Origin of the sequence: Agrilactobacillus composti DSM 18527 = JCM 14202, assembly GCF_001436375.1 — a bacterium.
Taxonomy (GTDB): domain Bacteria; phylum Bacillota; class Bacilli; order Lactobacillales; family Lactobacillaceae; genus Agrilactobacillus; species Agrilactobacillus composti.
Map to the genome: position 1 here is coordinate 255,165 of NZ_AZGA01000057.1, position 2,290 is coordinate 257,454.

The 2,290-nt window shown below is 44.4% G+C and carries 3 protein-coding genes; 1 reads left to right on the forward strand and 2 read right to left on the reverse strand.

Annotated elements, in window-relative coordinates:
- Together FC83_RS10140 and FC83_RS10145 are read right to left on the reverse strand one after the other, a co-directional pair.
- A partial coding sequence (locus tag FC83_RS10140) for an RNA-guided endonuclease InsQ/TnpB family protein (RefSeq protein WP_201782566.1) occupies window positions 1-1,161 on the reverse strand: 1,161 nt, incomplete at its 3' end.
- Window positions 1,162-1,342: 181 nt separating this feature from the next.
- Window positions 1,343-1,654 carry a hypothetical protein gene (locus FC83_RS10145; protein ID WP_035453418.1) on the reverse strand — a complete coding sequence of 104 codons (312 nt, stop codon included), beginning with the start codon at window positions 1,652-1,654 and terminating at the stop codon, window positions 1,343-1,345.
- Between the two features lie 111 nt (window positions 1,655-1,765).
- Here FC83_RS10145 and FC83_RS10150 point away from each other — a divergent pair, with 111 nt between their 5' ends.
- Window positions 1,766-2,056, forward strand: a complete 291-nt coding sequence (locus FC83_RS10150) for a type II toxin-antitoxin system HicB family antitoxin (protein WP_035453420.1) — start codon at window positions 1,766-1,768, stop codon at window positions 2,054-2,056.
- Window positions 2,057-2,290 lie beyond the last annotated feature (234 nt).

Below are 2,290 nucleotides of genomic sequence, written 5' to 3' on the forward strand. Positions count from 1 at the left end.
TGCGATTAAATTTTGAACCGCGTTTTCGTCTCGGTTAAACACTGCACCGCATTCGTAACAACGGTAAGTATCATGATCATGGTAGATACTATCGCCTTGAAGCGTCATCTTGCCGCCATAACTGTCGGCAGTTTTGATAAAGCCGCAGTTCGAACAACGCTGGGTGGACGGAAAGAAACGGTTCGCAATCACCACATGTTGATGCTGCCAAGCAGCTTTATATTCGATCGCCGTGCGTAGGCGGCGAAAGAGACTGCGCTGCAGGTTTTTGACCTTGTTTTTGGCCATTTTCATGCCGCGAACGTTGAGGTCCTCTAAGCAGAGGACAGCATAAGCTTGGGTGATTTGCTGGCTGAACTTATGGATCAGATCATCCTGTAAAGCATTAATCTTTTGATAAGTCCGGTTCAGCTTTGCCTGGGTCCGTTGGTAGTTCTTGGACCGAAAATGTCTGGGATTATCACGCCGTTTCCGCGCCAAACGTTTTTGATAAACCTTGACCCGTTGATGCAGCACCGCCATCCGTGGTGTAAAAGTATTTACTTCGCCATCATTCCAGTTAATATGGCCCACATTGAGATCAATGCCTGCTATATCCCAACTTTCGTAAAAAGCCGGCCGTGACGTGTCTGCAACTGAAACAGCGATGCAGGCGTAGAATTTGTCCCCGCGCTTGGTTATCGTCACGGTTTTGATCATGCCAGAAAAACGCAAGGTTTCAGCCAACTTGATAGCAGTGAAGTGATGCTTGGTCTCATGGGGATGATCCAACTTCAGGAACTTGCCCCTAACGGTTGCCCGATCTGTTGTAAAGCTTTGCTTCGAATCACGCTTACTGTGAAATTTGGGTCTGTGGGCGTCTGGCATGTTGGGATTGAAGAAATTCTGCCAGGCCTGATGTAAGCGATGGATAGCAGTTTGGAGTACACGGGCGGACCGTTGATGCTGCCAGTCAGCTTTGTCTAATACTAGTTCGTTGCGGACTTTACGCTCACTGGGCCGCAATTTCTTATCATCCATGACAAGAGAAGCTTCATACATATCATTCCAGGTCGTTAAGCCCTGGTTCCAACAGAAACGGTTGTAGTCCATCAGTTCAGCAATAACAGTGCGCATTTCAGCATTAGGATAGCATCTGATCTTGTGAGTTTTGACTGGCATTCGATCCACCTCCTATACTCTATAGGATACCGTATCGAATATGTGTTTGTCTTCTTTCGTGCTCAAAAAATAGAAAAAAATTAAACCCCAAACTCGTCGACTGACCATGAGACTTTGATGTTGACATTTGACTATGAATGACTACATTTGATCACATAAATGATAATCATTTCAGTCCTCCTCAATAGTCCCCGTACTTAATCCAATGCCGAATCGCCCGCACAATAGCTACTGCTGCATAAATAATGACAATTGCTGTAAAAGTGCCGAAAAATAACCGGGCATGAATGCCAAAATAATCCAAAATATAAATCAGAATGAAAAAAATACCCATAATGCCATTGAACAGCACAACCCACCACTTGTTTTTCTTAGGTAGCGTCACATTCCGCTGGCCAAAGGTACTACCTGCTAGTATCCCCAACCACTTACCCCGGCTGAATTGAAAGGCCGCAATCAATTCGAATATGCCAAATAATAACAAGAAAATCACGGCTATCCCTCCCACTTTGTTTTATTTAAAATCTTCAAAATAAATTGCTGGACACGCACCTTGATAATGGCTATGCTAAAGCAATCAGAACTTATCTAAAGGAGCGATTCTATGTCTAGACGCGTCACCTATCCGGCTGTTCTAAGTGATCTCGAAAATCCTGAAGGCGAATATACGGTTACTTTTCCCGATGTCCCTGGGGCTATCTCTGAAGGCAATGGTGTAGCTGAAGCCACAGCTAATGGGGCTTTAGCTTTAGGGTTAATTTTATTTGACCAATATATATTGCCTAATGCAACGGCTGTCAGAAAAGTCCAAGCTGCCTATCCCGGGACAGTCGTCCGGGAAATCAGCGTTGATTTAGATCGGGCCCAACAAGAATCCCAGCCAGTCGCCCATTAGTAACTCGGCCGTCATTGGCTACATTCAGCATAGCAAATCCTAAAGAAAGACTCAATTTGGCAAGTGCAACAACCAAATTGAGTCTTTCTTTATACTTATTATTTATGGAAAAACTAAGCGTTATTGTGATAGGGTCCCTGTCAAGTGCACCGATGAAAAACAAAAATCTCAGAAATTTTAATTAGACGTTTTATGCGGCTTGATCCCGAAGTTCCTTCGGAGTCAGGCCGTTAT